Source organism: Marinobacter fuscus (assembly GCF_003007675.1).
GTDB classification, from domain to species: domain Bacteria; phylum Pseudomonadota; class Gammaproteobacteria; order Pseudomonadales; family Oleiphilaceae; genus Marinobacter; species Marinobacter fuscus.
On the sequence record NZ_PXNP01000009.1, the window covers coordinates 15,306 to 41,735 of the forward strand.

Genomic DNA, 26,430 nt, shown 5'->3' on the forward strand with positions numbered 1-26,430 from the left:
CGAACATGAATTACCCGGCGAGCACCTCGGCCACTCGCTCCTGCAGGGCTGGTACCACCTCCAGTTCAAACCAGGGATTCTTTCGCAGCCAGAGGTTATTCCGCGGGCTGGGATGGGGCATGGGAATGATCGCAGGCCAGAACTGCTGCCAATGCCGCACATTCTCGGTTACCGCACGCCTTGCGCCTGGAATATGCCAGGCATGAGCGTATTGACCGATCAACAAGGTCAGGCGAATCTCCGGCAAACGATCGAGCAACGCCTGGCGCCAGGCCGGCGCACACTCCGGGCGCGGTGGAAGATCTCCGGATTTGTCCGTCCCCGGATAACAGAACCCCATGGGCAGGATGGCGAGTTTCTGTTCATCGTAGAAGGTATCGCGGGTAATGCCCATCCATTGGCGCAGCCGGTCGCCACTGGGATCGTTGAACGGCAGACCGGTTTCATGAACCCGTCGGCCCGGCGCCTGCCCGACGACCAGAATACGGGAAGATTCACTGAGCTGGACCACCGGCCTGGGCTCGTGCGGCAAGGCACCGGCGCAAATCCGGCAGGCCCGGACCTGCCGGACCAGCTCATCAAACGACAGCTCCGCCAGAGTTCTGGTCATACCTCGGGATTGCCCAGTGCTTCGGCAGCCCCCAGCAGACCGGTATAGGCCTCGGTTACCACATAGACTGGTGTGAATTCCAGTAACGGGCGCATGCGCCCCTTGTCTTCAAAGCCGTTACGGAACGGGCTCTCCAGAAAAAACTCGATGAATCTGGGCAGAATGCCGCCACACAGGTACACGCCACCCAGACTTCCCAGCGTCAGCACCGCGTTGCCTGCGGTACGCCCAAGAATCTCGCAGAAGTGCCGAAGGGCTTCCCTGGCCAAGGCATCGGAGGCGTCCACAGCCGCTGCTGTGATCTTCTCCGGAGCATCCAGCGGCGCCGCCACACCACGGATTTCGGCGTGGGCCTGATAAAGGTTCAGCAGACCCTGGCCGCACAGAATGCGTTCCACCGATACCCGGCCAAAGCGGGCGCGCAGTATCTGCAGTACCTGCATTTCGAGATCATCCGTTGGCGCATAGTCGACGTGACCGCCCTCAGTCATCAGCGGAACCCAGCCGTTATGGATGGGCACCAGACCCGACACACCAAGGCCGGTACCCGGCCCCATCACCAACCGCGGGCGGCGGGGGTCGCCCGGGCCACCGCAGACATGCACCAGATGGGATTCCGGCACATGGGGCACGCCCAGGGCCATGGCGGTGAAGTCGTTGATCACCTTGAAAGCCGACCAGCCAAACTGCTGACGGACGTCTTCGATGTCAAAACGCCAATGGTTGTTGGTCATCCGTACCTGGGTACCCTGTACCGGCGATGCCACCGCCAGGCAAGCCTGCCCGACCGCCTCAACACCCGCGCGGCGCAAATAGTCAACAATTGCCGCATCCAGATTCTCGTAGTCACTGCAGGGCAGCACTTCGATGGCCTGCGGCTGCACCTCGCCCTCGCGGACCAGCGCAAAGCGGGCGTTGGTGCCGCCAATGTCGCCAACCAGGGAATAGGATGTTGCGGTCATGCGTCATGATTCCAGAAAAAACTCGCCCCTTCTTCGGGGTTGCTGGACGACCGGCGCAGCCAGCCAAACAGCTCCCGACCAAAGCCATGATGATACGCGCTCAGGTCCGCCTTTTCAGCTGCCCGTGCGGCAAATTCCTGATCGCTGACGGCGATGCTCAGGTTGCCAGCGACGGCGTCCAGGCGGATCACGTCACCGTCCTGTACCCGGGCCAGTGGCCCGCCGTCCAGCGCTTCCGGATACACGTGAATGGCCGCCGGCACCTTGCCGGAGGCCCCCGACATACGACCATCCGTCACCAGGCCAACTTTGAATCCGCGGTCCTGCAGCACCCCCAAATAAGGTGTCAGTTTATGCAGCTCGGGCATACCGTTGGCTTTCGGCCCCTGGAAACGAACCACTACGATGCAGTCCCGGTCCAGATCGCCCGCCTCAAACGCCGCCTTGAGATCATTCTGGTCATTGAATACCACGGCGGGCGCTTCGATCACGTGGTGTTCCGGCGCAACCGCCGACACCTTGATGACGCCCCGGCCCAGGTTACCGTCCAGAACTTTCAGGCCTCCGTTCTGGGCGAAAGGCTCGGCGGCGCTGCTCAACACATCCGGCGCAAGGCTCTTTTCAACGGCCGGTTTCCAGACCAGGCGTTCGCCGTCCATCTCCGGCATCTGGGTATAACGCTCCAGGCCATGGCCCACCACCGTGTTGACATCGTCATGCAGGAACCCGGCGTTCAGAAGTTCACGAATCAGGAACGGCGTGCCGCCGGCTTCGTGGAAGGCGTTGATATCTTCCTGGCCGTTCGGGTAGATGCGGGTCATGGACGGCACGGCTGACGACAGTTCGGAGTAATCGTCCCAGTTGATGATAATGCCCGCAGCCCGGGCAATGGCGATCCAGTGGATGGTGTGGTTGGTGGAGCCACCGGTCACCAGAAGCGCTACCAGCGCGTTGACGATGGATTTCTCATCCACCATGTCCGCCAGCCCCAGTTCGCCGCCGTGGGGTTTGGACAGCTTGATCACCTGTTCAGTGGCCGCGCGGGTCAGCGCCTCGCGCAGCGGAGTGCCCGGATTGACGAAACCAGAGCCCGGAAGGTGCAGCCCCATGACTTCCACAAGCAGCTGGTTGCTGTTGGCGGTGCCGTAAAAGGTGCAGGTACCCGGGCTGTGGTAGGACTTGCTCTCCGCCTCCAGCAGCTCATCACGACCAATTTTGCCTTCAGCATAGAGCTGGCGGATGCGCTGCTTTTCTTTATTGGGCAGGCCAGAAGGCATGGGGCCGGCGGGCACCAGAATGGTCGGCAGGTAGCCGAAGCTCAGGGAGCCAATCAACAGGCCCGGTACGATCTTGTCACAGACACCCAGAAGCAGTGTGGCATCGAACATGTTGTGGCTGAGCGCCACAGCGGTGCTCATGGCGATGGTGTCCCGGGAGAACAGGCTCAGCTCCATGCCCGGCTGACCCTGGGTCACACCATCACACATGGCTGGGGTGCCGCCGGCAAACTGCGCCACCGAACCCATGCCGTGGGCAGCTTCGCGGATGATATCCGGGAACTTTTCATAAGGCTGGTGGGCCGAAAGCATATCGTTGTAGGCCGATACGATGGCCACATTGGCCTTGTTCATGAATTTCAGGGTGTCTTTGTCCGCCTGACTGCAGGCGGCAAATCCGTGGGCCAGATTACCGCAGGACAACGTGCTGCGATGGGGCGATTGCGCCTTGAGCGCTGCCATCCGGGCCAGATAGTCCTGGCGGGTGGCACGGCTGCGCTCGATGATGCGCTGGGTGACCTTGTCTACGATGGGGTGCATGGCGAACTCCATATGGGTTGTTGCAGTGATCAGGCACTGCAATCCGTTTGTTATGACTGTCGTCTTTGTGAATGTAATTTTACCTATTTATTTTGAACTTTGAACCCGAATAACGTTCATTTTTCGTTTTTTTGTTGTTATATTTACTACATCGCAAGCCGTAATCGAACAAAAAACAGCCAATACAGGAGTCGAGTCATGACCATCCGCATTGCCATTAACGGTTTTGGCCGCATCGGCCGCAACGTACTCCGCGCCCTTTACGAAAATGACTACCGCAAACAGATGCAGGTGATTGCCATCAACGACCTGGGTGACGCCGAAACCAACGCTCATCTATTAAAGTACGACAGCGTTCATGGCCGCTTTGACGGCGTTGTCAGCCATGACGCCGAGTCTCTGACGGTGAATGGCGATCGCATTGCCACCACCGCCATTCGCAACCCCGAAGACCTGCCCTGGAAAGACTACCATGTGGATGTGGTGTTCGAATGCACCGGACTGTTCACCAAGCGGGACAAAGCCGCCGCCCATCTTAAAGCGGGCGCACGCAAAGTCATCATTTCTGCACCCTCACCCGATGCAGACGCCATGGTAGTGTACGGCGTTAACCACGATATTCTGAATGCCGGGCACGACGTGATCTCCAACGCTTCCTGCACCACCAACTGCCTGGCGCCGGTGGTTGAGGCCCTGCACAAAACCGTGGGCATCGAGAGTGGCCTGATGACCACCATTCACTCCTACACCAACGACCAAAAGCTGAGTGACGTCTACCACACCGACCTGTACCGTGCGCGCTCTGCCACCCAGTCGATGATCCCGACCAAGACCGGCGCTGCTGCAGCCATTGGCAAAGTGATACCGGACCTGAACGGCAAGCTCGACGGCCTGGCCGTGCGGGTGCCCACCATCAACGTGTCTCTGGTGGACTTCGGCTTTATCGCCGGCCGCGACACCACCGTTGAGGAAATCAACGAGGCCGTCAAAGCCGCGGCAGAGAACAACCCGGTACTGGGCTACAATGTTGAGAAACTAGTCAGCGTTGATTTCAACCACAATGCCCTGTCCAGCGTCTTTGACGCCAACCATACCCGGGTCATTGGCCGTCACGTGAAAGTCATGGCCTGGTACGACAATGAATGGGGCTTCTCGAACCGGATGCTGGACAACGCGATCGCGCTCATGAATGCCAGCAAGTAACCGGGCAAGACCGGCCGCATTTCACCGGAACAAAAGGAACATACACATGCTCAGGCGCACCAAAATTGTCGCCACCCTCGGCCCCGCTACGGATTCCCCGGAGTCACTGGCCTCCATCATCAAGGCCGGGGTTGACGTTACCCGGCTGAATTTCTCCCACGGCAGTGCTGACGAGCACATCGCCCGGGCCCGCCGGGTTCGGGAAGCGGCCGCCGCCCAGGGCCGTTTTGTCGCTCTGCTGGCAGACCTGCAGGGTCCGAAACTGCGGATTGCCCGCTTCACCGACAACAAGGTGTTTCTCGAAGCCGGCCAGACCTTCGTACTGGACGCGGCCATGGACAAGGAAGCCGGCAATGCCGAGCGGGTTGGCATTGATTACGAGCAACTGATCAATGACGTCAAAGCCAGCGATATCCTGGTGCTGGACGACGGCCGCATTGAAATGGAAGTGCAAGCGGTCGATAGCCAAAGCATTACTTCGAAGGTGCTGATCGGCGGCCCCCTGTCCAACAACAAGGGCCTGAACAAGCGCGGCGGCGGCCTCTCTGCCGAAGCGCTGACCGAGAAAGACAAGCAGGACATCGTAACCGCCGCCCGCCTGGGTGCGGACTACGTGGCGGTGTCGTTCGTGCGCACTGCCGAAGACATGCACACCGCCCGCCGGTTGCTGAAAGAGGCAGGCTCGGAAGCCGGCCTGGTGGCCAAGATCGAGCGGGCCGAGCTGGCCCACGACGATGCCGCGCTGGACGCAGTGATTGAAGCGTCGGACGCCGTTATGGTGGCCCGGGGCGACCTGGCGGTGGAAATCGGCGATGCGGAACTGGTGGGCGTGCAGAAGCATATCATCAGCCGCGCGCGGGTGCTGAACCGTGCCGTGATCACCGCCACCCAGATGATGGAATCGATGATCACCAACCCGATGCCGACCCGAGCTGAAGTATCAGACGTGGCCAATGCGGTGATGGACTACACCGATGCGGTGATGCTGTCCGCCGAGACGGCCGTGGGCGACTACCCCACCGAAGCGGTGGAAGCCATGGTGCGCATCTGCCTGGGGGCTGAACGCCACCCCACCATGCACCAGTCCAAGCACCGGATTCACGAAAGCATGGAACAGGTGGATGAAGCCATCGCACTGTCTGCCATGTATGCGGCCAACCACCTGAACGGCGTCACGGCGATTATCTGCATGACGGAAACCGGTGCAACGCCCCGGCTGATGTCCCGCATCAAATCCAGCCTGCCAATCTTCGCGTTCTCCCGGCATCACACCACCCAGCATCGGGTGGTGATGTATCGCGGTGTTCAGACGGTTCCGTTTGATTCCGCCAAACTGCCAAACGAGCAGACCAATGCCGAAGCCATTGCTGAGCTGCAACGGCGTGGTGTGGTGAAGGATGGTGATCTGGTGGTCATCACCAAGGGCGATTACGTCAACGCCCAGGGCGGCACCAACACCATGAAAATCGTTCGCGTGGGCACTGACATCCGCTAACGAAAAAGCGGGCCCTGCGGCCCGCTTTTTCCCTCTGGCTCTCACCAGAATTCATGTTGACGACACATGACCGTTTGCCAGTTACCTCCCGGTAACTGGCTTTTTTGTGCCTATCGCTCAGACCGGATTCAAAGATCCGCCAGGCTGGCGCGGGCAATATCGGTGATCTCACCCCAACGACCTGCGGCAATAGCGTCAGCGGGTGTCAGCCAGGAACCGCCTACCGCTTTTACGTTCTTCAGCGCCAGGTAATCCGCGGCTGTCTTGCGGTTAATTCCGCCGGTCGGGCAAAAGGTCACATCCGGGAACGGGCCGCTGAACGCCTTGATGGCCGGTATACCACCAGACACCTCCGCCGGGAAAAACTTGAATTCCCGGTAGCCAAAGGCGTAGCCCATCATCAGTTCCGATACGGTGGAAATGCCGGGCAACAGTGGGGCCTCAGAGGTCACACCAAACTCCAGAATGGCCTCAGTCACGCCCGGCGTGATGACAAACTGGGCACCGGCGGATTCCACCTGGCGATACTGCGCGATACTGGTCACAGTACCCGCGCCTACCCAGGCCTCGGGAATGGCTTTGCGAATCTGCTCGATGGCGCGCACGCCATGCTCTGTGCGCAGGGTGATCTCCAGAACGCGAATGCCGCCGTCTACCAGAGCGCGGCACAGGGGCAGCGCGTCCTCGGCATTCTGGATGGCAATGACCGGCACCAGCGGCGATGCGGCCAGCACCGCCTGCACCCGGTCGCGGTGGTAATCAGACAATTGATTCATTGAAGTCTCCAAACTGTATCTCTGTTGGTGGGCTGGACAATCGTCAGTGTGTGGGCTCAGGCGCTCCAGAACACCTTCAGGCCGGGCTTGAGAAAGCCACGAATCGGCATCGCATTCACCTGATCAACCGCCGATGCCGCTTTCGCCAGGGTATCCAGCTTGTCGTCGCCTTTCAGATGCAGGGCGGTCATTCTGGCCTGGCTCAGCAACGGGAACGACAGCGTGATACGGCTCTGGGGCTGGGAAGGCGGGTGTACGGCAACGGCCGGCTCACCTTCAGCGGCGGTCATGGCCCGGTGCAGTTCCGGCGCATCCGGAAACAGCGAGGCGGTGTGGCCATCGTTGCCCATGCCCAGAATCAGCACATCAATGGGCTGGGCCAGATCGCCCAGGGCCGCCACAACCGCGGCCATGCCCTCTTCCGGCGTGTCACCATCCTGCTTCAAAGACACGAACCGGGCAGCCGCCGCCGGCCCCGCCAGCAAATGCTGCTTCACCAGCGCGGTGTTGCTGGCCGGGTCGGACTCCGGCACCCAGCGCTCGTCCGCCAGCGCCACGTCTACCCGCGCCCATTCCAGAGGCTCCTGGCTCAGCACCTTGAAAAACGGCAGCGGCGTGGACCCACCGGATACCACCAGGCTGGCCCGGGGCGCTTCGGCAAGCCGCCGGCCCAAAGCGGCCGCCACGGCTTTCGCCAACTGTCGAGCCACCGCATCGGCGTTACTGCCGGCGATCAGCTCAATGCCTTCCGGCAGGTTCAGCTCAGGCGTCTTCATACCAGCTCCTCCCGTCCCGCGTGATCATGGCGATGGAGGCCACCGGCCCCCAGGTGCCTGAGGCGTAACGCTTCGGCGGCTCGTCGCTGTCGTGCCAGTTCTGGATCACCTGATCGACCCAGCGCCACGCGTACTCCACCTCGTCCCGGCGCACGAAGAGGTACTGGTTGCCCTTCATCACTTCCCAGAGAAGACGCTCATAGGCGTCCGGAATGCGATCGCTCTCGAAGGTTTCCGAGAAGGTCAGCTCCAGCGGCCCCTGGCGCAGGCGCATGCCTTTATCCAGACCCTGGTCCTTGGTGAGAATTTTCAGCGCCATGCCTTCATCCGGCTGCAGGCGGATGATCAACTTATTATTGGCCAGATGCTTCTGGTCGGAATCAAAGATGTAGTGTGGCGCCGGTTTGAAGTGAATGATGATCTGGGACATCTTCTCCGGCAGGCGTTTACCGGTGCGCAGATAAAAAGGCACGCCCGACCAGCGCCAATTGTCGATCTCCACTTTCAGGGCGACGAAGGTTTCGGTTTCGCTGCCGCGATTGGCGCCGTCCTCTTCAAGATAGCCCGGCACCGGCTTGCCCATGATGGTGCCCGCTGTGTACTGACCGCGCACCACGTGGGTTTCCATCATATTGGGGGTGATCCGTTTCAGCGCTTTCAGCACTTTCACTTTCTCATCGCGAATACTGTCCGCCGAGAGATCCGCCGGCGGGTCCATGGCAATGAGGCAGAGCAGCTGCAACAGATGGTTTTGCACCATATCCCGAATCTGGCCGGCCTTGTCGAAGTAGCCCCAGCGGCCTTCAATACCGACACTCTCGGCAACGCTGATTTCCACGTGGGAAATGTGGTTCTGGTCCCACTGGGAAGCAAACAGGTTGTTGGCAAAACGCAGGGCGATCAGGTTCTGGACCGTCTCCTTACCCAGGTAATGATCAATGCGAAACAGCTGGTTTTCGTTGTAAACCTCACCCAGCTCGTCATTGATCACCTTGGAGGATTCCAGGTCGTGGCCGATGGGCTTTTCCACTACGACCCGGGTGTGTTCGTTGCAGCACTGGGACGATTTCATGTTGCGGGCAATCACGCCATACATGGAGGGAGGCGTGGCCATGTAGACAATCAGTTCGTTGTTGACCGCATCCCGCCATTCATTGAGAACCTGATACCCTTCCTGATCTGCAAAATCCAGGCAAAGATAGTCCACTCGCTGGAGGAAGTCGTTCGCGATGTTTTCGTCGAACTCCGCCGGCTTCACGTGCTGGCGCAGCTTCTCCAGCAGCTTGTTTCGCACCTCATCGGTGCCGGCCTCACTTCGGGCAATAGCCAGAATCCGGCTGCCGTCCGCCAGCAGGTTGGCACGCTCCAACTGATACAACGCTGGGAACAGCTTGCGCTGGGCCAGATCGCCCAGAGCGCCAAAAAGCATCAGGTCACAACGGGTGTTGGTTTGGTTGACCATGGGTTCCATCTCTCTTTTTTATTCAGGCACCGGACGAGCGGCACCAGGCTCCAATCATTAATGTAGTAATTTTAGCCAAATAATGACATTCAAACCGCAAAAATCCAAGTCAAACTTCCGTTTATTGATACTTTTACTACGGCACGAGTTTCGAAAGCGCGTTATAATCCATCCGGTTTTCTAATAGCGATCGCACAAGATGCAGGGAGTACCCACCCATGGCGACAAACCAGGCGCACCGGGACGACAACCTTCTGGAAGATATCCAGTCCCGTCTGGACACCTTAAACAAGTCCGAGCGCAAAGTGGCCGAAGCCATTCTCAAGGACCCGACCGCCGCCACTCGCTACAGCATAGCGGCGCTGGCCCGTGCTGCCGATGTCAGCGAACCAACCGTAAACCGGTTCTGCCGAGGGTTTTCCGCCACGGGCTTCCCGGACTTCAAGATTCGCCTGGCCCAAAGCATCGCGACCGGCACCCCCTACGTCGGGCAAAATGTTGAGCCAGACGACACCGTTGCAGAGTTCGCCGACAAAATAATGCTCAGCACCATCGCCAGTCTCGACAAGGCACGCCAGTCGCTGGACCCAAAGGCCCTGGCGACCACCATCGACTATCTGATCCAGGCCAAGCAGATCAATTTCTTCGGCATGGGCGGCTCCGCGTCGGTGGCCCTGGATGCCCAGCACAAATTCTTCCGCTTCAACATTCCTGTCATGTCTTACGATGACGCTCTGATGCAACGGATGGTGGCGGCCGGCGCCCAGGTTGGCGATGTCATCGTGCTGATTTCCTACACCGGCCGGACCCGGGAAACGGTTGATATTGCCCGATTGGCTCGCGAAAACGGCGCCACGGTGATCGGTATCACCAACCCTGAGTCACCCCTGGCCGAGTGCTGCACCACGGTACTGGGGGTAACCGCTCCCGAAGACACCGAGGTCTACATGCCGATGTCGTCACGGATTATCCATCTGACCGTCATCGACATTCTGGCCACGGGGGTCACGCTGAAACGGGGCGCGGACTTCCTGGGCCACCTGAAAAAGATCAAGGAAAGCCTGAAAGCCACCCGCTTCCCGCAGGCCTGAAGGCCATAACGTCTGCTGCCTTTTTTCAAGGTAGCAGACACTTTCCGGAAAAAGATCATCCATCTACGCCCCTCCTCCCCCTGAAAACTCACCCCCCAAATTCTTCAAGGCGGAGGATGTACTGACTCCCGCGTTACAACACCATGAAATCCGGTTTCCCAATGTCTGATTGGCAGAAGCTGCAATCCCGGGAACCGGAAGCCTGAACCGGGCGGACATCCCGGGGGTTCCGTCCCCTGACATTAGAAAATGACAAAAAGCACAGGACACAAACGATGCAAAACAACAAGCGCTTCTTCGGTAACAAGCTACCTCTTGCTGCAGCGGTTACTGCTGCGGTGATGACCACGCCTGTCATGGCCATCGATTTTCACGGTTATGCGCGTGCTGGTGTGAGCACAACCTCTGACGGCGGAGAGCAGCTGTGCTATGGCAGCGGTGGCAGTGCGCACTTTGCAGGTCGCCTGGGTGACGAGTGTGATACCTACGGAGAGATCAGCCTGGGGGACGAACTGTTCAACCAAGATGGCAAGGTTTTCCGGTTCGATACCATGTTGGCTTATGAAGCCCAGAACCAAGGTAATGACTTCCAATCCCTGAGCGGCCCAAATGAAGTAACCGACATCAACGGCAATCTCGAGACTACAAAATCCCAATCCGAACCCTGGGCGGGTGGCGACTGGGCGTTGCGCCAGGCCTACGGTTCAGCGAAGGGCGTTATTGGGTGGGCCCCCGAAGCAACCTTGTGGGCAGGCAAACGTTACTACCAGCGTAAAGACGTTCATATACTTGATCTGTATTACGTTAATAACTCAGGCTACGGTGCCGGTCTCGAAGGCATAGATCTGGGAGCAGGGAAATTCTCCTTAGCCTTTACCAACTTTGACACCCCGGCGCGCCACAGCGGAACCGAAACTCAGGTCCAGAACAACAAGCTGGATCTGCGCTACGCCTTCCCTGTCGGTTCCGGCAACCTGGAGCTTATCGGTATCTATGGATACGCCGACCTGACCGACGCCCAGGATGACGCTCAAGCGAACGCCGGCAAGGACATCGACCGTGATGGTTACTTTCTGACCGCCGAGTACTCCCAGGGCATCATGGGCGGCTTCAACAAATTCGTCGTACAGTATGCCGAAGGCTCCATGGGGCATCAGGCTTATGCCGCGCATGGTGGCGGAGAGTCATTGAACAGCACCTGGTGGGAAGGCACCATGGAAGAGTCCTGGCGGATTCTGGACTGGGGTGTGGTCAAACTGAGTGACAAAGTTGAACTGGGTTACTCCGCGCTTTATCAGCAGGGTACCGCCTATGGCCCTCTCGCCGATGAGGACGCCGACAAGCTGAGCGTCGTGCTTCGCCCCCAGTACAACTGGACCAACTTCATGAAAACTTCGCTTGAAGTCGGCTACACCTCTGAAGACGGCGTAAACACTACGGAAAGCAGCGATCTATCCAAAGTCGTTATCGCTCAGGAATGGAGCGCAGGCCCCAGCTTCTGGGCACGTCCGACTATCCGCCTGTATGCCGGTTCATTCTTCGGCGACCGGGCAGAAGACAACGATGACGACGGCAATATCCGAGTAGGCGCCCAGGTTGAAGCCTGGTGGTAATGCCCTGAGCACCACACTCTCTTGTTGGACCTCCCCTGGGCCGGCTTTTGCCGGCCCTTTTTTGTCATCCCCTACCAGAACTACGCCCCTCTGCCACGCCTGACTACGCCCTGGAATACCAGGCCTGGAGGGATGTCCTCTGTTTCGCTTCACGCAACCATGAAGGTGATCCGGAGAGGATCATCTACCAACAAAAACAAATGGAAAGAGGACTTTGACCATGTCTGACCAAACGAGGCTCTTGGGCGGCCTGATCTTCAGCCTTGCACTGACTCTTACCGGTTGCAACTCCGACAGCGGCAGTGATTCTCCCGACAGCGGCGGAGAACCTCCCAGCAATGAACTACTCGAACCCGGCCCCAATGAAGCTCTGCTCTATTACAAACGACCGGATGCCAGCTACGACGGCTGGGGCCTCCATCTCTGGAACGATTCAGGCGCCGGTTGTGACGGCCTGGCCCAAGGCGTAGCTACCGAGTGGGACAGCCCGCGGCCTGCTGACGGTGTCAGCGATACCTATGGCGCCTGGTACCGGATTCCCATGCGGGAAGCCGGCAATTGTTTCCACTTCATCATGCATAAGGGTGACGACAAAGATCTTGGCGGTCTGGACCACCGTTGGCACTTTGAGGCACTGGGCCAGCGGGTTTTCACAGTCAGCGGCAGCCCGGAGTTGTCCCGCACACCCATTGAAACAGACAGTGTGGCCATCACTGGTGCGAGTGCCCACTGGGTTGATGAGAACACTCTGGTCTTTGCAGAGACAGAAAACCTGCCCCGGGTTGAGCTCCGTTACGATCACGGCGCGACCATTACCGTGAACGAATCCAGTACTCTGAGCGGCGGCAGCAGCCTGACACTCACCCCCACGACCTTGTCGCCAGCGACGGCAGAAAAGTTTCCGCATCTGGCAGACTGGCCCGCCTATGAAATACAGGCTGATCAAAATACCATTCGATCGGCACTGAAAGGCCAACTGATCGCGGCCGCCTGGAACAGTAATGACGAGCTCGTGGTCGCCACGGGCGTTCAGATTCCGGGAGTTCTGGATGACCTGTTCGCCTACACCGGTGAACTGGGCGCCGTCGTTGAGGGAAGTAACGTCAACTTTGCCGTCTGGGCACCCACCGCTCAAACCCTGAAGCTTCATGTCTTTGATGACAATGGCACCCTGCTGCCCGGATATCCGGTTGGGATGACCGAAACCAACGGCGTCTGGACTCACTCCGGTAGCCGGAGCGACTTGCTGGAGATGTACTACCAGTACGAGATCTCGGTTTATCACCCGAGAACCGGCAGCATAGAGACCACTCTGGTGTCTGATCCCTACGCCCTGAGCCTGTCTCGCAACGGCCAGTACGCGCAGGTGGTGGATCTGGCCACCAGCTACAAGCCTACGGGATGGGACAACCTGAACCCGCCCGCGCACCCGGCACCGGAAAACACCGTGGTGTATGAGGTTCATGTCCGCGATTTCAGCGCCACCGACGAAACCGTTGAACCAGCCCTTCGCGGCAAGTTCAAGGCCTTCACCGGGCCCGCCGATGGCAGCGTCGACAGCGTGGCACACCTAAAGGCTATGGCCGATGCCGGTGTGACTCACCTGCACCTGCTGCCGGCCTTTGATATTGCCACGGTGAACGAAGATCCGGCCGGGATCGTGGATATTGACGATAACTTTGGCCAGCTGTGCGATCTGTCCGAGACTGCCGCCAACGATTACGCCGACAAGTGCCAGAGCGGAAAAACCATTCGTCAGGTACTTGAGAGTTTCGACCCACTGACAGGCGATGCCCAGGCTCTCTACAACACGTTCCGTAGCCTGGACAGCTTCAACTGGGGCTACGACCCGGTGCACTTCACCGTCCCGGAGGGAAGCTACGCCACCGAAGCCCAGGGCCCGGCACGCATCACCGAATTTCGTGAGCTGGTGATGGCAGCGGCCAACCTGGGACTCAATGTGGTTCTGGATGTGGTTTACAACCACACCAATGCCTCGGGCCTGGCGAACAACTCAGTGCTCGACAAGCTGGTACCCGGCTATTACCACCGCCAGAACCCCGAAACCGGGGCAGTCGAACAGTCCACCTGCTGCGAGAATACAGCCTCTGAGCACGCCATGATGGAAAAACTGATGATCGACTCGCTGGTCACCTGGGCCCGGCACTACAAGATCTCAGGATTCCGGTTTGACCTGATGGGCCACCACATGCTGAGCAACATGGAAAATGCTCTGGCAGCGGTGCAGAGTGTCGACCCCGACACCTATTTCTACGGTGAGGCCTGGAATTTCGGCGAAGTTGCCAACAATGCCAGAGGCGAAAACGCCATTCAGGCCAACATGGCCGGAACGGGTATCGGTTCCTTCAATGATCGCCTCCGGGATGCGGTGCGTGGTGGTGGGCCGTTTGATGAAGGCGCCGCCATCAGAGCCAACCAGGGCTTCGGCAACGGTCTGTTCACGCTCCCCAACGATCGCAACAGCGGCAGTGACGAAGAGAAGAACCGCCTGCTGCAGGTGAGTGACTGGATTCGGGTGGGTATTACCGGCAGCCTTTCGGATTTCAGGTTCGAGACGGCCACCGGCGAAGTGAAATCCGGTGCCGAAATCGACTACAACGGCCAGGCCGCGGGATACACAACGGACCCTCAGGAAATCGTCAACTACGTGTCCAAGCACGACAACCAGACTCTCTGGGACAACAACCAGTACAAAGCCGACTACGCCGCCAGCACCCAGGAGCGGGCGCAAATGCAGGTTGTTGGCCTGGCCGTTCCGATTCTCAGCCAGGGCATCCCGTTCCTGCATATGGGCTCTGAACTGCTGCGTTCCAAATCCATGGAACGGGACAGCTACGATTCCGGGGACTGGTACAACGAGGTGGATTTCAGCTTCCAGGCCTCCGCCTGGAATCGCGGCCTGCCCCGCCAGGATAAGGACGGCTCGAACTGGAACCTGATCACCGAGGTCATCACCTCAGCTGGCAGTCACGCCAACCCCACGCCTGCGACGATCAGCTACACCAGGGACCAGGTACTGGAGCTACTCAGGGTGCGCAAGGAAAGCCCTCTGTTCCGGCTGCAGACGGCCGAAGACATCAAGAGCCGCCTCAGCTTCCTCAACACCGGCTCGCAGCAAACCCCGGGGCTTATCGCGTTCAGCCTGCTGGATGACGGTACCGCCGGTTTGCCGGAGCTGGACCCTGCCAATAACGAGATTGTGGTGGTGATCAACGCCAGCAACACCACACAGACCCTGAACCACACCCTGGAAGGGGATTTCTCTGTCAGGGCCGATAGCTCCCCTGCTCAGTCTGCGGCGGCCGATGCTGGTGAGTTCCAGGTGCCCGGGCTCTCGGTTGCGGTATTTGCCCGCTGACCGGCGGGCCTCAACACAGCCGGCCATGCTGGCTGTGACCATTGATAACAAGGAGAACAACATGAAAAAAGTACTTGGCAATCTGGCTCTGATATCTGTGCTTGCCATGACCGGTTGTGCCACCACCGGTGGTGAGCGTGACTACAGCCAGTCACTGTATCTGCGCGGGCAGTTTGCCTGGTGGGATGCCCTGCCAGAATACAAGGTCAAAAAGGTCGACACCGGCGTCTACCGAACGGAAATCGAATTAAAGGCGGACGGCCAACCCTATGAATTCAAGTTTGGCGATGCCAACTGGAGCAATGGGAGCAACTGCGGTTACCTGTCCGAGAAAGACGACAAGGAGGTAACGCTCAACACGCCGGTTCGAGCGAACTGCTCAGCCGTGTTTGAGAACTTCCGTTTCACGCCGCCGGAATCGGCGGTGTACGGCTTCTATTTCGACGTAACCGGCGAGACTCCCACGGTGTATATCAAAAAAGCCAACTGATGCCATGACGCGCACAAAAAAGGGTGCCTGATCGGCACCCTTTTTTAATCGCTTTTCATCACACCCGGGAATCAATCCCTGTCGACCTCCGCGGTGTTTCTCAGGTATTGCTGATAAGCCATGTACTCACGCTGGCCCTCGAGCTGGGTCAGGAATTGACGCAACTGCTGGTATTCCGCACCATCCTGATCAACCTCACCCTCGTTGACGCTGGTCAGGACAATAACAGTTGCCTGGTCAGCCGTTACGGCGCGGCCAACGGTGGGCGTGTCGCCGTCCGGGCGAGCCATTGAAAACACTTCCTGCACAACGCGGGGGCTCAGGCCCGAGGCATTCCGGCCCTGGTCCTCGAACTGCTGCCATTCACCAGCACCAAGTTCTTCGACACTGGCACCGGATTCAAGCTGAGCCACGAGCTACACAAGCCGATACAGTGAATAAAGGCGCAACGACGAAAAAACACTTTCCCTTGCCCCAACCTGAACCACTTACCTATGGTTAAGCGTATTGTTCAAGAACAACAGCCACAGGAAGGAACACCTCCACCATGGACTCAACAGCCAGCACCACAGCCCACACACGGCAACACACCATCAGCCTGACCCGCACCCCCAACCTTTCGGAGGGCAGCCCGGAGGCAAAACGTCAGGAAATCGCGCGCTACTTCACCGACACCTTTGATACCTACACGCGCCTGTTCGATTGCCTGGCCGACGACGCCGGTTACTTTCAGAAAGCCATTCCGCTGCGGCACCCGCTGATTTTCTATCTGGGCCATACCGCTACTTTTTTTGTGAATAAGCTGGTGCTGGCCAAAACCTTGAAAGAACGCATCAACCCGAACATGGAATCCATCTTCGCCGTCGGTGTGGATGAAATGAGCTGGGACGACCTGAACGACGACCATTACGACTGGCCCAGCGTTCAGGCCGTGCTGGATTATCGGGCACAGGTACGGGAGACCGTGCTGTACCTGATCAATACCCTGCCGCTGGCCCTGCCCATCGACTGGGACAGCGACTGGTGGCCGATTGTGATGGGCATCGAACACGAGCGGATTCACCTGGAAACCTCGTCGGTGCTAATCCGCCAACATCACCTGGATCGGGTACAGAGCCAGCCCGAATGGGCGCCCAATCGGGAGACCGGCGAGGCGCCGGAGAACGAGTTGATCACGGTTCCCGCGGGCACGGTGCGTATTGGCAAGCCCTACAACGATGCCTACTACGGCTGGGACAACGAGTACGGTGAGCATCAGGCCGAGGTGACAGAGTTCAAAGCGAGCCAGTACCTGGTCAGCAACCAGGAGTTTCTGGCCTTCGTGGAAGCCGGTGGCTATCAGCAAGACAGTCTCTGGAGCGAAGAAGGCCTGGCCTGGCGGCAGTTCACCAAAGCCAAACACCCCACCTTCTGGCGCTGGCACAACGGCTGGCAGCTGCGACTGATGACCGAAGAAGTCGAAATGCCCTGGGATTGGCCGGTGGAGGTCAACTACCACGAAGCCAAAGCCTTCTGTGAGTGGAAGCGCGAACAAACTGGCCAGCCCATCCGGCTGCCGACAGAAGATGAGTGGTACCGTCTGTGCGATGCGGCGGGCGTACAAGAAGTCGGCCCGGGCACAGCCAACGCCAATTTGCACCTGGATCATGGTGCCTCGTCCTGCCCGGTCACGCGCTTTCGCCACGGCCAGTGGTTCGATGTGGTCGGCAACGTATGGCAGTGGACGGAAACGCCCACCTACCCGTTCGATAACTTCAAGGTGCACCCGCTGTACGACGACTTCACCACCCCCACCTTTGATGGCCACCACAACCTGATCAAAGGCGGTTCCTGGATTTCCTGCGGGAACGAAGCCCGGCTGGCCTCCCGCTATGCCTTCCGCCGGCATTTCTTCCAGCACGCCGGGTTCCGTTACATCACTTCCGAGGCGGAAGCGGTTCAACCCAACGCCTATTACGAAAGCGACCGCCTGCTCACGGAATACGCCGAATTCCACTACGGCGACCAATGGTTTGGTGTCGCCAACTTCCCAAAAGCCATGGCAGACCTGGCACTGGACGCCATGGCGGGCAAATCAACCGGCAAAGCACTGGATCTGGGCTGTGCCTGTGGCCGTTCGAGTTTTGAGCTGGCACGCCAGTTTGATGAAGTCGAAGGCGTGGATTTCTCCGCCAACTTCATCCGCCTGGGCGTGGAAATGGCCGAACAAGGGGCAATTCGCTATTCACTCACCGAGGAAGGTGAACTGGTGAGTTACCACACCCGCACCCTGGTCGAGCTGGATCTGGCCGACACCGCCAGCAAAGTCGCCTTCTATCAGGGCGACGCCTGCAACCTGAAGCCTCAATACACCGGGTACGATCTGGTGCTGGCCGCCAACCTGATCGACCGCCTGTACCGCCCGCGCCGGTTCCTGGAGACCATCCACGAGCGCATCAATCAAGGCGGCCTGCTGGTGATTGCCTCGCCCTACACCTGGCTGGAAGAACATACGCCAAAAGAAGAGTGGCTGGGCGGCTTTAAAAAGGACGGCGAAAACCATCGCACACTGGATGGCCTGAAAGAGCACCTGGGCCAGCATTTCCGGATGGTAGGCGAGCCACGGAAAGCGCCCTTTGTGATTCGGGAAACCCAGCACAAGTTCCAGCATACGCTGTCTGAGGTGACGGTGTGGGAGCGCGTGCCCGAACAAGACCACTGACAGAGCAGTGGCGCGAGAGGTTGGCGAGTTTGCGCGGCGCACCTTCCGGTGTCTCGACTCAGGCTCCCAGCCACTCCGCCAGCTGCAAGTTCATCTTCAACCTTAGTCGTTGCTGCAACATCCCTTCAAATACCGCGTCAGCCGTTCGGCACTGTCCCAGCAGGGGCAGTGCCGCCTCAGCCTCAGAAAAAAACTGTTCTTCGCGCTCGGTATTCATAATGGCGTGTTGCCACCACTCGATCACTCTGGGGCGGGCCTGCTTTAGTAAGGCATCTGCAGGCAACTTTTCAGATTTTGCCGCGTTGGCTCTCTGAGACGCGGGCAGCAGGTTCCACAAGTCGTTGTTATTCCACCGAGACCAGGGGAAGCAGTGGTCAATCTCATACTTGGCCCGGGACAGATCTTTGGCTGTCCACACACAGGCCACCGGCCTGGCAGCCAACTGCTGTTCCACCAGCTTTCGCACTATAGATGTGTCGCGCCGCCCCTCTACCCATTGCAGCGCGTGATGATAGGTTTCCGTTGAATAACGGGCCTCCCAGCTCCCCATCAAGCTAACCCATTCATTCACAATAGCTGGCTCAACCCAGCAGGCGTAGCGGCTGAAGGTGTCCCAAAGCATGGCTGGCACCCGAAATCGACCAAACCGGGCCAGTGTTTCCTTATCCAACCGCACCGGCTCATTACGAATACTCAGCCGTTGGGCACCGCCCTCAAACACTGGCTGGTTGGTGCCTGGCCAGGTCGTAAAATGAGCGGGGTTCTTGAGTATATTCGATGCCGCAAGTTTGATTGCCCGCATCACCACTGGCGCATATTCCGCCGACAACGACAGGCCCACTCGAAAATCCAGCGGCGACAGCTTACCCAACCGATAAAAATCCTCTCCCGCAAAGCCCAACCCGCGAGAACCCGGCGCCTGCCGTAACCGATGTTTCAGCACCAACGGGTGATACAGCATTATCCAGAACAGCCCAACCGCCCCCAACGGCAATTCAACCCAGTCATCCGAGCGATTCAACACCAACCCCGGAGCGCTGTCTGCCATACGAACCAGAGTGCGCAACAACCCCAGCTTGTAGGTAGAGGATTTGTTGTCGTTGATAATGATATGGCGCAAGGTGGGCAGTGCGCCGGTACCATCGTCTGGCAACCGATAAACCACCGTCTCCCACCAAATCTCCGCGCGCTTAAGCTCATCCGCCCGGTGCGTATCCGGCAACGGCACAGGCATCACCGCGCGCTGGCGCGCGAAAGCATCCAGCTCTGCTTTGGATACCTCATAGAACTGGCGTTCACCATCCCCGGGGCCATGGCGCAAAGTAATCACCAGCATGCCCGAAGGGGCCAGCAACTCTGTGAGAATGCGAAACGCCCGCTCCCGGGCACTGGGTGGCAGATGCATCCACACCGCCGATACCAGAATCAAATCAAAGCGATAACTGAGTTTTCGGATGTCACTCAAATCCGGCAGAGCGTCGCCCAGCCATTGAACATCGCAATGGGCCGTCGCTGCCTGGCCCAACTGGCGTAACTCGCTGGCAGGCTCCACCGCCACCACATTCCAGCCCCGTTCCGCCAGAGCTTGCGCATCGCGGCCACTACCAGCACCAACATCCAGTGCCAGGCCGGTATTTTTGTGCAAATGTGGAAGCCAGTCCCTGTGCACCTGCTCGAAAGCGAGGGATTGGTACTGGCTAAAAAATTGTTGGGCGTGTTTGTTGTATGAGGAAATCGTCATAGACGCTCTTTGCTTTGAAACGGATAAAATACATCCTCAGCGAAAACATCCAGCACCATTGCCCGCCTTATTGCTGACTGAAGATGGCCTGATAGCTTTTGGGCAACAAGCTCACATGCCGCTCAATAGCGCCCGGCAAGATAAACAGCCGAGGAACGGTGCCAAATTGGTAAACGCGATAGAGCCGAAATGCTTCTGCAAAATCGTTGGAGAATGACCGCTCATTTTCACTGATAAAAAACGGCTGGTATTTGCCGGATTGTGTCGCTTTCACTTCCAGAAAACGCTCTTCATCCTTCACTCCATCGAACGACCGAATATCAAAGCCGAGACCATCACCACGCGCTTTGCTCGACCATTCAACTTCAGCAGCCAAATCGGAACGACCTAATGCACTCAGCCTTTGTTTTTCGAGCTGAAGCACGAATTCTTCGGCTCGTTCGCCGAGCAGGCGGTTTCGGCGTTCTTGCTCGCCAAAGTCGATACGCTTGGCCAGATAGCTCGGCCGCTGCTCCGCGACCTTGGGTATGCACTCTGGCGGCTCAGGGTCAAAGACCTGGTCCCACCCGGTCACTGCAACTCCCCGCTTTCCTGTCTCAGCTTCCGCAATCTGGGACACATCATCCAGCAGCTGCTGGTGCCCCGCAAGATACGATAGAACGACTTGCTTTAGCTGTTGCTGAAAATTAAACGCTGGCTTGTAGCCGGGTATGTAAGGAAGACCCAGCTCCAACAATGCGGCACTTACATTTTGGTGCTTGTACTCAATCGACCCTTCAGAACGATTGTGGAGCTTGGGCAACAATGCCCGGCGGTGCTCGGCTTTGCTGTAGCGAATACCCGCCAAGTCCTTTTCCAGCATCGCCACATAGTCACTAACTAGAAACTCACATTCCAACCAATCCCAACCGCCCCTTTCAGGCTGGAGAATGTCTCGAATTCGTTGACTGTCCAAGTTGTTCATCAGCGCCGATTTCAGAAGCTCCCGTGCAAATTGATTGCCGAGCAACTCGAACAGCTCATCATCAAGATAGGCATAGTCAACGTGCTCACCCAAGACTGCGGGCGATGTCGCGGTGGTCAGGCGCTGATAACTCTCGCGTTTTCCTGGCTTCACTTGGTGGTGCCAAAACTTCTCGCTGCGCAGATGAAAAAATGGCAGGTGAGGGTTATTTCGATCCAATGAAGAAGCAAGCTGTTTAAAATGATAGGTAAAGCACTCTTTCAAGCTTTCGTCGAAGTAAAAGCGATTGCTGGTAACCTGCCCTCTTTCTACCCGTTCGATTACAGCCTGCAGCATAGCCACTTTGTGAGGGCTCTTACGGCCACCACCACTATTCAGGCGCAACGCAGAAAAACGCTTCTCATAATCAAGCAAGCTCACTGACTACTCCAACAGTCGGCTCTCCTTGAGAACATCTAACCCTGTAGCCACCTATTTTTCAATGAGTTATTCCTTCTCGGCCACTTTTCGGTCCGAAAATCCCCAGTACCGGGAATAGAGCCAGATACCAAGATTCAATCAAAAGCCTGTAAACCACCGATTACGCGTGAATTTTTTATTTCGTCCCACTTTTTCAACCTAACTGTAAACATTACAACCCAAAATTTTCGGATTATTTTGCATACAATTACGTATAGGATTTGACACAATGCAACATCCGATCACACGTTAGACAAACGAAAACAAGAAAGAGTGAGCTTCAAATGAGTGAGTCCAACGTTTCAAAAGCGCTCGGCAAGAACGGGCAACCGGTCAGTACGTCTCTGTTCGAATTCGACAGCAGACCTCCGATTTCCAAGGCCCAGCCTTTGGGCCTGCAGCATTTGCTGGCGGCGATCGCCGGCATCATTACACCACCCATTATTGTGGCTGGTGTTGTCGGGGCGTCAGTTCCCGATCGACTACTGCTGATTCAGGCGGCCATTCTGGCCGCCGGTATCTCTACCCTTTTTCATCTATACGGTGTGTGGAAGCTCGGTGCCCGGGTGCCGGCCTTGTTCGGGGTGGGTTTTGCCTATGTTCCAACACTGATTGCGGTGGGCAACCAGTACGGTATTGAAGGCATTCTTGGCGCCCAGTTAATTGGCGGCATTTCGATGATGGTGGTGGGCTACTTTATCCAGTACATCCGCCACCTGTTCCCGCCTGTTGTTGCGGGTACCGTGGTGCTGGTGATTGGCCTGTCCCTGTACGATGTGGCCATCAAATACATTGCCGGTAGCGGCAACGTGGCGGCGGATGGCTTTGGCGACCCGAAAAACTGGGCCGTGGGCATGGTCACTATGCTAACGGTCTTGATTGCCGCCCAGTTCGGAAAAGGCGTAATCAAACTTGCCGCGGTTATCGTAGGTATTGTGGTGGGTTATCTGCTGGCCCTGTCACTGGGCATGGTGAACTTCTCGAACATCGGCCAGGCAGAAGCCGTGGCGATTCCGGGCTTCATGCCCTTCAAATCAGCCGGTTTGTTCTGGCCATCACCGGTGGCTTCCTGATCATCGCCGGTCTGAGCCCGAAATTCAGCGCCCTGATCACCACCATTCCCTTCCCGGTACTGGGCGGCGCCACCATTACGGTGTTTGGCATGATTTCCCTCACAGGCATTCAGCTGCTGATTAAAGACGAATTATCTTCCCGCAACATGACCATTGTCGGCCTGTCGCTGGCCCTGAGTATGGGCATTTCCTCTGTACCAGAGGCTACCGCGTTGTTCCCGGATGTACTGAAGAGCATCATCGGTGGCTCCCCGATTGTGGTTGCAGCCTTCGTTGCCTTCACGCTGAACATCATTCTGCCGAAGATGACCCTGGCCGACGAAAAGAAAGAACGTGAGGCCATGGAAGAGGAAGATCGTGAGGAGTCTGAAAACGACAGCCCTTCCATTCACCGCAGAACGGCCGCAACCAGCCGAGCCTGAATAACCTTCTACCCCCAACGCCCCGGCAGGTTATCGCCGGGGCTTTTTTGTTTCTGAACCTGCCTTTTTTCTGCGTACCTCCCCCGGCTTGCTCAGTGTCAAACCAAGACTCTGATCTCATGGTAAAAAGAATTCCCACTGCTACCCTAGCTAATAGGCACACGGAGGTGTGCCAGGCAAATTCCATTCTGCAGCTTTACCACCAACGGGTGCGTGAAGGCTGCGGCTACTGGTTTTTGTAGGGGCCATTGGCAGCAAGCCACCCGCTCAAAGAGGCGGCACCTGCCAGTGCGCGTAAGCATGATGAGGAGACAATCGCGATGGACATGAACCGTCGGGAATTTTTCAAGTTCTGTGGGGTGGGCCTGGGTGCATCCAGCCTGGCCGCGCTCGGCATGACGCCCGAGCCGGCGTTTGCCGATTCCATTCGGCATTTCAAACTGACCGCCAGCAAGGAAACCCGTAACACCTGCCCGTATTGTTCGGTAGGGTGCGGCTTGCTGATGTACAGCCGCGGCAGCGGCGGCAAGAACGCCAAGCAGGAAATTTTTCATATTGAGGGAGACCCGGATCATCCGGTCAACCGCGGTAGCCTGTGCCCCAAAGGCGCTGGCCTGATCGACTTTATCCGCAGCCCCAACCGGCTGCACTACCCGCAGGTGCGAGAGCCAGGCAGCAACGAATGGAAGCGGGTGTCCTGGGATGAAGCTCTGGATCGCATTGCACGCCTGATGAAGGAAGACCGCGATGCCAACTTCGTTGAGAAAAACGACGCCGGGCAAACCGTCAACCGTTGGCTGACCACCGGCTTCCTGGCGGCGTCTGCCGCGTCCAGTGAAGCGGGTTACATGACACATAAAGTGGTGCGCTCCACAGGTATTCTGGGTTTCGACAACCAGGCGCGCGTCTGACACGGACCGACGGTGGCAGGTCTTGCCCCGACGTTTGGCCGTGGTGCCATGACAAACCACTGGAACGACATCAAGAACGCCAACCTGGTGCTGGTGATGGGCGGCAACGCCGCAGAAGCACACCCGGTCGGGTTCAAATGGGTAACGGAAGCAAAAGCCCACAACCAGGCAAAACTGGTGGTGGTCGACCCCCGTTTTACCCGTACCGCCTCGGTGGCCGATCTGTACGCGCCTATTCGTACCGGTTCGGACATTGCGTTTCTTGGTGGTCTGATCCACTACCTGCTGGACACCGATCAGATCCAGCACGAGTACGTGCGCAACTACACCGACATGCCGTTTATCGTGAAGGAAGGCTTCTCGTTTGCAGACGGCCTGTACAACGGTTACGACGCCGACTCCCGCAGCTACCCGGACAAAAGCGAATGGGATTACGAGCTGGATGAAAACGGCCACGCCCGCGTCGACCCGACCCTGAGCCACCCCCGTTGCGTGTACCAGCTGATGAAAAAGCACTACAGCCGCTACACCCCGGAACTGGTTAGCCAGATTTGTGGTACGCCGCTCAAGCGTATGATGCAGGTATGGGATACCATCGCTGAAACCGCGGTGCCCGGCAAAACCATGACCATTCTGTACGCCCTGGGCTGGACACAGCACTCGGTGGGCTCGCAGATGATCCGTGCCGGTGCCATGCTGCAGTTGTTGCTGGGTAATATCGGCATGCCAGGTGGTGGCGTGAACGCCCTGCGCGGCCACTCCAACATTCAGGGCCTGACCGATCTGGGCCTTCTGTCCAACCTTCTGCCGGGTTACCTGACCCTGCCCCGGGACAACGAGCAGGATTACAACGCCTACATCGCCAAACGCGCACCCCAGGCCCTGCGCCCCGGGCAGCTGTCGTACTGGCAGAACTACGGCAAGTTCCACGTCAGCCTGATGAAAGCCTGGTACGGCGATGCGGTATCGGCCGAGAACAACTGGGGCTACGACTGGCTGCCGAAGCTCGACGTGCCGATGTACGACGTGCTGAAAGTCTTCGACATGATGTACGAAGGCAAGATGAACGGCTACTTCTGCCAGGGCTTTAACCCGATTGCGGCCTTCCCGAACAAAGCCAAGATCAGCGCGGCCTTGTCCAAGCTGAAGTACCTGGTGGTGATGGACCCGCTGACCACAGAAACGTCCGAGTTCTGGCGGCAGGTAGACGACTACAACGATGTCGATACCGCCAGCATTCAGACCACGGTGTTCCGGCTGCCCACCACCTGCTTTGCCGAAGAAAACGGCTCGCTGGTGAACAGTAGCCGCTGGCTGCAGTGGCACTGGAAAGGCGCCGAGCCCCCGGGTGAAGCCCGTCCGGATGTATTCATCATGGGTGGCCTGTTCCATCGCCTGCGGGCCATGTACCAGCAGGACGGCGGCGCCTTCCCGGACCCGATCCTAAACCTGGACTGGTCCTACGAGCGCCCGGACGAACCCACCCCGGAGGAAATCGCCCGGGAGTTCAACGGCAAGGCGCTGGTGGATCTGAAAGACCCGAACACCGGTGAAGTGCTGGTGAAAGCTGGCCAGCAGTTGTCCGGCTTTGGCCAGTTACGGGACGACGGCAGCACCGCCAGCGGTTGCTGGCTGTTCTGCGGCTCCTGGACCGAAGACGGCAACCTGATGGCCCGGCGCGACAACTCAGACCCCTACGACATGGGGCAGACCCTGGGTTGGGCCTGGTCGTGGCCAGCCAACCGGCGCATTCTGTACAACCGCGCCTCGGCCGATCCGTCTGGTCAGCCGTGGGATGACGAGCACAAACGCCTGGTGTGGTGGGATGGCAGCAAGTGGACAGGCACCGACGTGCCGGACTTCGCGGCCCGCTCGGCGCCAGAAGACAACATGAACCCGTTCATCATGAACCCGGAAGGTGTGGCCCGGTTCTTCGCCCGGGGCAATATGGCCGAAGGCCCGTTCCCCGAGCATTACGAGCCGTTCGAAACGCCCATCGGCCGCAATCCGCTGCATCCGAATTCGGCGGCAGTCACCAGCAACCCGGCGTCTCGGGTGTTCCGCAACGACATGGAAGTCTTCGGCCGTGCCGATGAATTCCCCCATGCCGCCACCACCTACCGGTTAACGGAGCACTTCCACTACTGGACCAAGCACAACCGGCTGAACTCCATCGCGCAGCCACAGCAGTTTGTGGAACTGGGCGAGGTGATGGCTTCGGAGTTAGGTATCAAGGCCGGAGACCGGGTGCGGGTGTCTTCCAACCGCGGCTTTATCGAAGCGGTTGCAGTGGTCACCAAGCGGATTCGCCCGCTGCAGGTAGACGGCAAGACCGTTCACCACGTGGGTATTCCGTTGCACTGGGGCTTTGTGGAGGTAGCTAAAAACGGCTACATCACCAACACGCTGACGCCGTTCGTGGGGGATGGCAACACCAACACCCCCGAGTACAAGTCGTTTCTGGTTAACGTGGAGAAGGTGTAAT

At 58.3% G+C, this 26,430-nt stretch carries 19 protein-coding genes; 10 read left to right on the forward strand and 9 right to left on the reverse strand.

Features of this window, described 5'->3' with window-relative positions:
- Nucleotides 1-10: 10 nt before the first annotated feature.
- From C7H09_RS01135 to edd, 3 genes are read right to left on the reverse strand one after another with little or no spacing between them, the layout of a single operon-like run.
- Nucleotides 11-610, reverse strand: coding sequence for a uracil-DNA glycosylase family protein (locus C7H09_RS01135; RefSeq protein ID WP_106760828.1), 600 nt, complete (start codon nucleotides 608-610; stop codon nucleotides 11-13).
- Nucleotides 607-1,572: a glucokinase gene (locus tag C7H09_RS01140; protein WP_106760829.1), complete on the reverse strand. Its 966-nt coding sequence runs from the start codon at nucleotides 1,570-1,572 to the stop codon at nucleotides 607-609. The genes C7H09_RS01135 and C7H09_RS01140 overlap by 4 nt, the downstream gene beginning before the upstream one ends.
- Entirely contained in the window at nucleotides 1,569-3,389 is a 1,821-nt protein-coding gene (edd, locus tag C7H09_RS01145; protein WP_106761167.1) for a phosphogluconate dehydratase, read from the reverse strand. Before edd ends, C7H09_RS01140 begins: the two co-directional genes overlap by 4 nt.
- Nucleotides 3,390-3,587: 198 nt before the next feature.
- On the opposite strand from edd, the gene gap reads away from it, so the two are divergent.
- Together gap and pyk are read left to right on the forward strand one after the other, a co-directional pair.
- A complete protein-coding gene (gene gap, locus C7H09_RS01150) occupies nucleotides 3,588-4,592 on the forward strand; it encodes a type I glyceraldehyde-3-phosphate dehydrogenase (RefSeq protein ID WP_106760830.1) in 1,005 nt (334 codons plus the stop codon).
- 46 nt (nucleotides 4,593-4,638) lie between these two features.
- Nucleotides 4,639-6,087: a pyruvate kinase gene (gene pyk / locus C7H09_RS01155; RefSeq protein WP_106760831.1), complete on the forward strand. Its 1,449-nt coding sequence runs from the start codon at nucleotides 4,639-4,641 to the stop codon at nucleotides 6,085-6,087.
- A gap of 128 nt (nucleotides 6,088-6,215) precedes the next feature.
- Here the strand turns inward: pyk and C7H09_RS01160 are convergent, their stop codons facing one another.
- Genes C7H09_RS01160 through zwf form a run of 3 tightly spaced genes read right to left on the reverse strand, consistent with a single transcriptional unit; the run spans nucleotide 6,216 to nucleotide 9,101 of the window.
- A complete protein-coding gene (locus C7H09_RS01160) occupies nucleotides 6,216-6,863 on the reverse strand; it encodes a bifunctional 4-hydroxy-2-oxoglutarate aldolase/2-dehydro-3-deoxy-phosphogluconate aldolase (RefSeq protein WP_106760832.1) in 648 nt (215 codons plus the stop codon).
- Nucleotides 6,864-6,919: 56 nt separating this feature from the next.
- The gene (pgl, locus tag C7H09_RS01165) at nucleotides 6,920-7,639 is read right to left on the reverse strand and encodes a 6-phosphogluconolactonase (protein WP_106760833.1); all 720 of its coding nucleotides are present in this window, start codon (nucleotides 7,637-7,639) and stop codon (nucleotides 6,920-6,922) included.
- On the reverse strand, nucleotides 7,626-9,101 hold the full coding sequence (gene zwf, locus C7H09_RS01170) for a glucose-6-phosphate dehydrogenase (RefSeq protein WP_106761168.1): 1,476 nt from the start codon (nucleotides 9,099-9,101) through the stop codon (nucleotides 7,626-7,628). The genes pgl and zwf overlap by 14 nt, the downstream gene beginning before the upstream one ends.
- A gap of 218 nt (nucleotides 9,102-9,319) precedes the next feature.
- On the opposite strand from zwf, the gene C7H09_RS01175 reads away from it, so the two are divergent.
- The 4 genes from C7H09_RS01175 to C7H09_RS01190 all read left to right on the forward strand — a co-directional run bounded on the left by C7H09_RS01175 (nucleotide 9,320) and on the right by C7H09_RS01190 (nucleotide 15,674).
- Entirely contained in the window at nucleotides 9,320-10,192 is an 873-nt protein-coding gene (locus C7H09_RS01175) for a MurR/RpiR family transcriptional regulator (RefSeq protein WP_106760834.1), read from the forward strand.
- Between the two features lie 275 nt (nucleotides 10,193-10,467).
- A complete protein-coding gene (gene lamB, locus C7H09_RS01180) occupies nucleotides 10,468-11,805 on the forward strand; it encodes a maltoporin LamB (RefSeq protein ID WP_106760835.1) in 1,338 nt (445 codons plus the stop codon).
- 220 nt (nucleotides 11,806-12,025) lie between these two features.
- Complete coding sequence (gene pulA / locus C7H09_RS01185; RefSeq protein WP_106760836.1) at nucleotides 12,026-15,184, forward strand: pullulanase-type alpha-1,6-glucosidase; 3,159 nt, start codon at nucleotides 12,026-12,028, stop codon at nucleotides 15,182-15,184.
- A gap of 61 nt (nucleotides 15,185-15,245) precedes the next feature.
- A complete protein-coding gene (locus C7H09_RS01190) occupies nucleotides 15,246-15,674 on the forward strand; it encodes an early set domain-containing protein (RefSeq protein ID WP_106761169.1) in 429 nt (142 codons plus the stop codon).
- A 71-nt stretch (nucleotides 15,675-15,745) separates the two neighbouring features.
- Here the strand turns inward: C7H09_RS01190 and C7H09_RS01195 are convergent, their stop codons facing one another.
- Nucleotides 15,746-16,087 (reverse strand): hypothetical protein, encoded by a 342-nt coding sequence (locus C7H09_RS01195; protein WP_240616470.1) that lies wholly within the window; start codon nucleotides 16,085-16,087, stop codon nucleotides 15,746-15,748.
- 134 nt (nucleotides 16,088-16,221) lie between these two features.
- Here C7H09_RS01195 and ovoA point away from each other — a divergent pair, with 134 nt between their 5' ends.
- Nucleotides 16,222-18,375: a 5-histidylcysteine sulfoxide synthase gene (gene ovoA / locus C7H09_RS01200; protein ID WP_106760837.1), complete on the forward strand. Its 2,154-nt coding sequence runs from the start codon at nucleotides 16,222-16,224 to the stop codon at nucleotides 18,373-18,375.
- Between the two features lie 58 nt (nucleotides 18,376-18,433).
- Here the strand turns inward: ovoA and C7H09_RS01205 are convergent, their stop codons facing one another.
- Nucleotides 18,434-20,116 carry a class I SAM-dependent methyltransferase gene (locus tag C7H09_RS01205; protein ID WP_106760838.1) on the reverse strand — a complete coding sequence of 561 codons (1,683 nt, stop codon included), beginning with the start codon at nucleotides 20,114-20,116 and terminating at the stop codon, nucleotides 18,434-18,436.
- A 67-nt stretch (nucleotides 20,117-20,183) separates the two neighbouring features.
- On the reverse strand, nucleotides 20,184-21,500 hold the full coding sequence (locus C7H09_RS01210) for a protein NO VEIN domain-containing protein (RefSeq protein WP_106760839.1): 1,317 nt from the start codon (nucleotides 21,498-21,500) through the stop codon (nucleotides 20,184-20,186).
- Nucleotides 21,501-21,823: 323 nt separating this feature from the next.
- Here C7H09_RS01210 and C7H09_RS01215 point away from each other — a divergent pair, with 323 nt between their 5' ends.
- The 3 genes from C7H09_RS01215 (at nucleotide 21,824) to fdnG (ending at nucleotide 26,429) form a co-directional block, all read left to right on the forward strand.
- A complete protein-coding gene (locus tag C7H09_RS01215; protein ID WP_206074247.1) occupies nucleotides 21,824-22,612 on the forward strand; it encodes a uracil-xanthine permease family protein in 789 nt (262 codons plus the stop codon).
- Nucleotides 22,613-22,623: 11 nt separating this feature from the next.
- On the forward strand, nucleotides 22,624-23,034 hold the full coding sequence (locus C7H09_RS19920; protein ID WP_240616490.1) for a solute carrier family 23 protein: 411 nt from the start codon (nucleotides 22,624-22,626) through the stop codon (nucleotides 23,032-23,034).
- A gap of 320 nt (nucleotides 23,035-23,354) precedes the next feature.
- Nucleotides 23,355-26,429 carry a formate dehydrogenase-N subunit alpha gene (fdnG, locus tag C7H09_RS01225; protein WP_165794765.1) on the forward strand — a complete coding sequence of 1,025 codons (3,075 nt, stop codon included), beginning with the start codon at nucleotides 23,355-23,357 and terminating at the stop codon, nucleotides 26,427-26,429.
- The last annotated feature ends 1 nt before the right edge of the window (nucleotide 26,430 follow it).